Below are 7,966 nucleotides of genomic sequence, written 5' to 3' on the forward strand. Positions count from 1 at the left end.
AAACTCAGACTTCCTGCCTGAAGAAATCTCTAAAGAGTTAAAAGTATTCCAGGAAGATGTCGACCCGATGACGGCATCCGAGGTCTATCAAGCCTTTAATGAGGAGTTTGGTCAGAAGCCAGAATCCCGATATTTTGGTTTTGATGTCAATAACCCGATTAAATCCGGCTCAATTGGCTCAGTATTTGTTGCTAAGAAACCAATGCAGCATGGGGATGAAGAGGTTCTAGTCCCGGTCGTCGTAAAGGTGGCACGTCATAACCTAGAGCGTGAGTTTGCTATGGGTTCTCTGGCCATCGAGCTGATGCTTATCAGTAGTCAGTACTGGGCACCTCATAGTAAGTTGAGGCCGTTTTTGGCGGCAATGTCAGAACAGATAAAGGAATTTACCAAAGGCTTTGAGCAAGAGCTCGATTTTAAACATGAAGCAGAAATTCAAGACCGTTTCTATCAGCGGGCCCTGGCATCGCCAGTATGGTATGTACCGGGTTTATACGGTGCTACTGGACGCATCATTGAAATGGAATTCCTTCAGGATGCCATGGCGATAAACCAGGCGATAGATCGTTACCGTGGTAAGCGAAAGAAAAAGTTTCAGAGAAAACTTGCCGACAATTTCCTATACACCATGCTTGAACATCTTCTGATACACCAGGAGTTTCACGGAGATCTTCACCCTGGAAATGTGATGGTAGATCTCGATGCCAGGTTGTTCCTTATTGATTGGGGAAATGCCGTCGATATGCGTGGTAAGTGGGGAATGGTAGGTCGTTACCTGGCGTCGGTATTGAGTGGCGATGTTGATATGCTGACGATGACTCTTATTCAAATGAGTAAGGGCCAAAAAGGAAACCTGGAACGCTATGACGAGATTAAAACAGCGCTTGAAGAAACGTTGTTTAAAAAGAACGTTACCCCATTGGGTAGAGACTTTATGTTTCGCCTTTATGAAGAGGGGCAGGAAGGCTTGCGCCAGCGTTTACAGACTGCCTTGCATTTAATGTCTAATACCTATCAGCTTGATATGACCATTAAGAGCGATTATCTACACTTATCTAGATCTTTGTTTGCTATGGTCGGCACCTACAATAATCTTTATAAAGATATCTCTGGCTGGACAATGGCGAAAGATCTTGTTGCGGATGTAGCGATGTTTCCGCTTCGTTTTACTTATCACCGCATTGTTAGGCCGAATATTCTATCTGAGCCTGAAGATTCACCCTATGCTACGAATCATTTTGCTGCCCAAGAGCAATTAAAATCAAAAACGGCCCCTGTCGCGCCAATGTCTTTACTAGAAATTCAGTAGGCCGGCTGGTGAGTTCAGAAACTGATGAAAGCTTAATAACGCTATTTGAAGATGCTAATCTTCTTGCCGTTCATAAGCCAGCTGGTATCCCTTTTCACTGTGATGACCTACTTCAAGGGATTGTGCAAAAGGTTAGGCTTCAGTTCGAATCTGAGCAGCTTTTCCCTGTTCATCGCTTAGATAAAATGACTTCTGGATTGATGGTTTTCGCAAAGACTCAGGCCTCGAACAAAGCAATAAGTGAAATGCTCCAGAATAAAACCATCGAAAAGTACTATCTGGCACTGAGTACTAAGAAACCAGGTAAAAAGCAGGGGGCGGTTGCCGGTGATATGGTTAAAGGGCGTCGTGGTAGTTATTTGCTTCGTCGAGAAAAAACTAATCCTGCTGTGACTCGTTTTTTCGCCAAGGCGCTCGACCCGATGTTGAATAAAGATACTGAACTGAGCACGAAAGAAGGCTATTGGCTATTTGCATTAAAGCCAGAAACCGGTAAAACTCATCAGCTTCGTGTAGCCTTAAAGTCACTAGCGAGCCCAATTTTAGGTGACGAGCGCTATAGTGGTATGAAGGCTGATAGAGGCTATCTGCATGCTTATAAGATGTGCTTTGATTTGTTCGGACAGCGCTATGATATCACCGATGAGAACTTTCAAGGTGAAGCTTTTAGCCTCACAAGTTTAAGCGAAAGCAATGATTTTAGACTGCCTCAGAAGCTAAATTGGCCCAAGGCTGCTTTCAAGTTAGACAACAAGCAAACATAAGTATTTATTTTCCTAAGACAAGCCCTTCGCGACGCTTGTCTGCGCCGCCAAGCAAGCCTTGTTCAGTAAAGATCACCCCATGCAAGCCTGAGTTTAAATCTTTCACTTTTGTTTGGTAGCCCATGCCTTCAAAGACGTCTTTTAGTTTCTCTGCCGAGCTGTTTGCTTCGATATCCATCACACCAAAGCGATTAACTATATGCGCCTGATCAAAGGCTTCTTGTGGCGTCTTTTCCCAATCCAAAATTGCAATTAAGCTGTTGGCGACATAGTTAATAATGCGTGAACCGCCGGGTGAACCCAGAGCGACATAGGGCTGTTTGAGGCCATTGGTATCTTTTTTAAAGACGATGGTGGGTGCCATCGATGAACGCGGACGCTTACCTGGTTCAACACGGTTAGCAACGAGTTTTCCTTTATGGTGAGCCCTAAAGGAAAAGTCAGTGAGTTCGTTATTTAAAAGGAAGCCATTCACCATTAGTCTGGAACCAAAACCATTTTCTATGGTACTGGTCATCGAAACTATATTTTTATCTTTATCAACGATCACAAAATGGCTGGTTGAGGGGACTTCGATTGACTTACCTGCCTGATAGGCGGCATAAAATTTTGCATCGGGAACTCCCGGCGATACACCTTGCAGGGCTGTTCCTGGCGTAATTAGCTTTGATCTACTTCTAAGGTAGTGCTTGTTGAGCATGGCTTTTGGCCAGTCTACAAATGCCGGGTCCGCAATATATTGCCCTCGATCAGCAAACGCTAGGCGGCTGGCATCGGCGATAAGCTGCCATGTTTCTGCAGAGTTTGAGCTTCTTTGTGACAGCCCGAAAGGCTCTAGGATGCCGAGTATTTGCGCAATGCTAGTCGCACCAGAGCTTGGTGGCCCCATTCCGCAAACTTCGTAAGTCTTGTAAGGAGAGCACACCGCTTGCCGTTCAATCACTTTATAGTCTGAGAAATCTTTCTGGGATAGAAAGCCTGGGTTGCTCGCTTGCTTTACTTTATCAACGATTGTTTGGCTAATATCGCTATTATAGAAGTAATCACCACCATGTTTTGCTAGAGCGACCAAGGTGTTTTTGTAAGCAGGGTTCTTAAGTTGCTGTCCTGCTTGTATCGCACGTCCATCAGGAAAGAAATATTGGTATGCGCTATCATCACTGCTCAAATATTTTTCATCTCTTTTTACTGCGTTCGCTAACCGTGGGCCTACATTAAAACCATTTCCGGCAAGTTGTATCGCAGGGCTGAGTAGAGATAGCCACTTCTTCTTACCATATTTCTTGTGGACCTCAGCTAAAAGTTTAACCGTCCCGGGTGTGCCTACTGATCGACCACCTACTACCGCGTCGAAAAAAGCCATTGGCTGAGCGTCTTCTTTTAAGAAAAGTTCTGAGTGAGCGTCTAAGGGAGCAGTCTCACGCCCGTCAAAGGTAGTGAGCTTGTTATTTTGTGAGTCATAGTAGACCAGGAATGCGCCACCGCCTAAACCGGAGGATTGCGGTTCAACCAGACCAAGTACCGTTTGTACGGTGACCATAGCATCGATGGCATTACCGCCTTGCTCTAATACCTTATAGGCTGCTTTACTTGCTTCCGGGTGTGCACTGACAACCATAAACTCTTTTGCATAGCGCGATTTTATAAGGTCAGAAGCGGGGCGTATTGTTTGGGTTTTGAGTTGTTTATTATCTGCTTGGCCTTGCTCTGGAGCGAATAGGTCACTTACTTGCTGACAGTGAAGCAAAGGAGAATAGAAAGATAGTATTGTTATGAAGGTGAGTAGCGACTTCATTTAGCGATATCCTCTTACTTAGGTTCTTATTCTGGAGCGGCTTAACAGTGCGTTACTTGTGCTTGAGCAGGGTAGACAACTTTTCGGCTTTTTCATAGAGCCAGCCTTGTATTGAATCGCAGCCACACTCTAGCAAGAAGTCGTTTTGTTCCTGGCTCTCGACACCTTCGGCAACTACTTTCATATCCAAACCGTGCGCCATTAGGATAATAGCAGAGACGAGTTTGCAGTCAGATTCGTAAAAAGGAAGTTCGTTAATAAACTCTCTATCGATTTTTAAGGTGTTAAAGCTGAATTTTCGGAGGCTGCTTAAAGATGAATATCCTTGGCCGAAATCATCCATTGCGAGTTTCATACCTAGCTCAGTTATTTTATTAAGTATGAAGTCCGTATTGCTCTGGCTGGACATCAGAACGCCTTCTGTAATCTCAATTTCTACCGAACTATAGTCAATGCCCGAGGAGGATACCGTGTCGCTCAAGACATCTATAAGACTTGGTGAGTTAAATTGAACCGGAGAAATGTTTATCAACATTGTGCAGCGTGCATTGTAATGAGCTTTAAGCTCGACCAGCGCAGCTAAAGACTGCTGAATTACGAACTCACCAATCGGAATGATCATGCCGTTTCTCTCGGCTACTGGGATAAATTCGGCAGGGGATACTTGGCCAAGATGCTCGCTGTGCCAGCGTAATAATGCTTCAAAGCCTATTACTTGTTTACTTTGTGCGTCGATCTTTGCTTGGTAGACCAAGTACATTTCGTTCTTGTCCAAGGCAGCGCGAAGTGCTTGCTCTAACTCTATTTGACGCGATACTTTCTCTTTTCGCTCTGTAGTGTAAAAAGCATAGGAACCGTTAGAGAATTCTTTTGCTACGTGAGTTGCTGAATCGGCATTCTTAAGTAATTCATCAGATGTGTCGCCGTCAAAAGGAAAAATTGAGATCCCGATGCTCGCCGAAAGAGTGTATAAACCCGCATCTATTTGAAAGGCTGCCCGAAACTGCTCCAATACGGAGCTGGTTGTTGAAGCTAGGTCGGACACATCATTAAAGTGACTGATGATAATCAGGAATTGATCACCACTGAGGCGGCCCAGTGTGTCACCCTCTGTTAGTGTTGTGCCAAGCCGCTCAGCAACTTGTTTCAGGACTTGATCCCCGGCACTGTGCCCGTAGGAGTCATTAATCTTCTTAAATTCATCGATGTCTATCGAAAGCATGGCTACTTTCGAGTTGTTCTGTTTGGCTTCGTTAATGCGTTCTCGTAAACGGTCTTCGATCAGGAAGCGGTTTGGAAGGTCGGTTAGCTGGTCATAATGCGCTGAACGAAGTATCTGTGAAGTTTGCTGTCTTACTTTACGCTTTAGCATCATGTTCCAAAGCGCACCGATAATGATGATGACAAAAAGAGCAGCACTTATCCGAAGAACGATCATTAGGCTCTGCTCGTTATCGACTTTTATGCTTGTCCATTTTTGGCGGATAGCCTCTTCTTCTTCCACCGTAATACTGTCCAGACCTTTTTCAATAATAGAAACCAATTCGGGCCAGTCATTACGTACGGCGAAGTGTAGGTTTTGTTTCTCTTTTGAAACGGGGGCGGCTACCTTTAGGTTGTTAAGGTTAAGCTTCCTTATCCAATAAGAAGTTGAGGCGACATTTCCTACAAATGCATCGACTTCGCCACCTGACAATGCAAGCAAGGCTTCATTCAGGGTTTTGTATGTATGGGGCTGGATATTCGACTGCTCAGTGACAAAGCCATAGTGCGATGAATTTGCCTGAACAGCGACTTTATGAGTGCTGAGTCAGATAAGCCAGAAATAAAGGGAAAATCTGACTGAGTGACAATGACACGATGGAAGCTCAGGTAAGGGCGGGTATAATTAAAAAAATTTCTTACGCTCTTCAGTCATACCCACAGCCGGCATAACATCCAATTGTTTATTTTTTGCTTTCTCGGTCACTTCTGCCCAGCTTAGGTCAGGAATGACTTCCAAATTTAAATTTAAGCGCCGATTTAACAAGCTAATATAGTCCGAGGCCAGACCCTTGTATTGGCCATCTTCAAAAAACTCAAAAGGAGCGAACTCCGGGTCTACACCCAATTTAATAGTTGGATGAGCATCTGCCCAAGCACGTTCATCAGGACTTAGACGAACTTGCCTGTTGGCTTGTAAATAATCGATCGGAAGCCATTTAGAGCGAAGCGCTTGAAGCTGATCTTCGGGAATGCTGCGCAGAGCCTTGGTTAGAATTGAAGATAAAAGCGGCCAGTCTTTTCTTACTGCAATCGACTCAGGCGAGCCATTACTGTCGTATATTGCTGCATATTTTAAGTTTGAGATCAGATACTTGGTGCGATAATAATGCCCAGCACCAATAAATGAGACGGCTGCATCGGCATCACCGACAGACACGGCATTGAGCGCATCAAGCATCGTATCAACCTTCAAGGGTTGAATCGTAGGGAACTCTTTAGTAATTCGTTTAGCGTATTGGTAGTCAGAAACCAGAGCAACTTTTTTATATTTCAGGTCAAATTTGCTATCAATCTCTGTGTTGTCGTCACGAGTGATAATAACTAATGACTTTCGAATATATGGGTCAGAGAACTTGAACCAGGTATTGCGTTCATCACGCTCTACCATTGTTGCCACAATATCTACTTTATGTTGCTTGGCATCTTCGTATAGCTCTTTCCATTGCGTTTTTGCATAGGGCGAAAACTCGACCCCCAGTTTTTTTGAAATAATACCGAACAACTCTGGCGAAAAACCATCGATAGATTTGTCATTGTCCAAAAAACTGTAGGGAGGGAAGTAACCATCATATGCTATTGATACAACGGGATGTAGTGCTAACCACTCTTGTTCTTCCAGGCTTAAGTTGATTGAGCTATCGGGCGTCGCGTGGCTATATAGCGGGGCTAAAATAAAACCTAATATAAGCAGCTGCAAACACTGAGTGAGTGAAGAAAAAGACGTAATCCTAGGGAAAAGAGTAGCTGCTATTACTGATTTTTTAGGGGGGTGACCATGCTGCTTGTTGCTCATAGACGTCCGGATTGTTCTGTAGAGAGTTAGGGCTTATGTATACCTAGTTTTAAACCAAATAATACAAGCACTTAACAGTGATTCCCAAACGCTAGTAAAATGTAGGCAAAGCGCTCCTTGTTTTGAGCGCCTTCCCCGGCCTATGAGCTAATTCAGAATAGATGATTTGTTTGCTTTAAATCGGTCATTCTTCCATTGGCGCTGGGTTCTTGCGGCTTTTTCGCCACTCATACTTGTTAGAATCTCGAAGTAATCTGACTGGTATTTATCTTTTAAAATATCTTCTTTAGTCTTACCTTTCACAGCATAGACTGTCTGAATATTTTGTTGGTCAAAAGCTCGCCATTCCTGCTCATCTTTTAACAAAGAATATTTATGGCCTTCCAGAGCTTTTCTAACCTTGGCTGTTTCAAAGCTGCCTGCGCGTTCTACGGCGTCTTTGTATTGATATAAAATTGAATATGCCGAAGCTGCGGAAGAAGAAGGGTAGGCGTCATAGCGTTTGCTAAAGGTTTCAACGAATTTTTTGCCTGTTTCATAATTGTATTGTTCTGGTATATTCCATGCCCAGGGTAAAGCACCAACAACGCCCTCCATTGCTTCAGGTCCAGCACTTTTGGCCATGCCTAAGGTCAGGTTAGGTACGACGATAGACATTTTTTTCTTAAGCCCCATGGCGGTGACCATTTTTAAGGCTTTTGCCATATCATCGCCAAATAAAACCAACACTAATACATCGGGTACTTCTTCTTTCGCTGCGTCTAAGGCCGCCTTGAAGTCCTGCTTTGTCGCACCAGGGAAGGGGACAAGTGCGCGCTGGTGTGCTTTTTTGTCTTTGGTTTTGCTGAACTTGCGAATTGAGTTTTCAGTCGACCAGCCTCAGGTATAGTCTGCAGTGATGTAGAATAACTCTTTACCTTTGAAGTTTTTCTTTAGGTATTTTGAAAGCACTTTAGCGCCCATCCAGGCGTTATAACTTTCCCTGAACATGTGGGTATGACCGTCTTTCCCCGTCGTGGCATTTGAGTAGGTTAGCGTGC

At 44.1% G+C, this 7,966-nt stretch carries 5 protein-coding genes and 1 pseudogene; 2 read left to right on the forward strand and 4 right to left on the reverse strand.

Annotated features, from left to right (window positions below; translation table 11 throughout):
* Together A3757_RS13870 and A3757_RS13875 are read left to right on the forward strand one after the other, a co-directional pair.
* Positions 1-1,309: AarF/UbiB family protein (locus A3757_RS13870; RefSeq protein ID WP_156506324.1), on the forward strand; the 1,309-nt coding region annotated here is incomplete at its 5' end.
* 8 nt (positions 1,310-1,317) lie between these two features.
* Entirely contained in the window at positions 1,318-2,073 is a 756-nt protein-coding gene (locus A3757_RS13875; protein ID WP_197470047.1) for a pseudouridine synthase, read from the forward strand.
* Positions 2,074-2,077: 4 nt separating this feature from the next.
* On the opposite strand, the gene ggt is transcribed toward A3757_RS13875, so the two are convergent.
* The 4 genes and pseudogenes from ggt to A3757_RS13895 form a co-directional block, all read right to left on the reverse strand.
* Positions 2,078-3,868: a gamma-glutamyltransferase gene (gene ggt, locus A3757_RS13880; RefSeq protein WP_068554800.1), complete on the reverse strand. Its 1,791-nt coding sequence runs from the start codon at positions 3,866-3,868 to the stop codon at positions 2,078-2,080.
* A gap of 52 nt (positions 3,869-3,920) precedes the next feature.
* The gene (locus tag A3757_RS13885; protein WP_369819550.1) at positions 3,921-5,306 is read right to left on the reverse strand and encodes a putative bifunctional diguanylate cyclase/phosphodiesterase; all 1,386 of its coding nucleotides are present in this window, start codon (positions 5,304-5,306) and stop codon (positions 3,921-3,923) included.
* A gap of 42 nt (positions 5,307-5,348) precedes the next feature.
* Positions 5,349-6,926, reverse strand: a pseudogene (locus A3757_RS13890) (transporter substrate-binding domain-containing protein); the annotation flags it as partial.
* Between the two features lie 147 nt (positions 6,927-7,073).
* Positions 7,074-7,784, reverse strand: a complete 711-nt coding sequence (locus A3757_RS13895) for an ABC transporter substrate-binding protein (RefSeq protein ID WP_231878281.1) — start codon at positions 7,782-7,784, stop codon at positions 7,074-7,076.
* Positions 7,785-7,966: the final 182 nt, after the last annotated feature.

This window comes from Oleiphilus sp. HI0117, from assembly GCF_001635235.1.

Bases quoted from the DNA above. Each gene is read 5' to 3' on its own strand.
- ggt (WP_068554800.1), bottom strand. From the start codon at position 3,868: ATGAAGTCGCTACTCACCTTCATAACAATACTATCTTTCTATTCTCCT.
- A3757_RS13885 (WP_369819550.1), bottom strand. From the start codon at position 5,306: ATGATCGTTCTTCGGATAAGTGCTGCTCTTTTTGTCATCATCATTATC.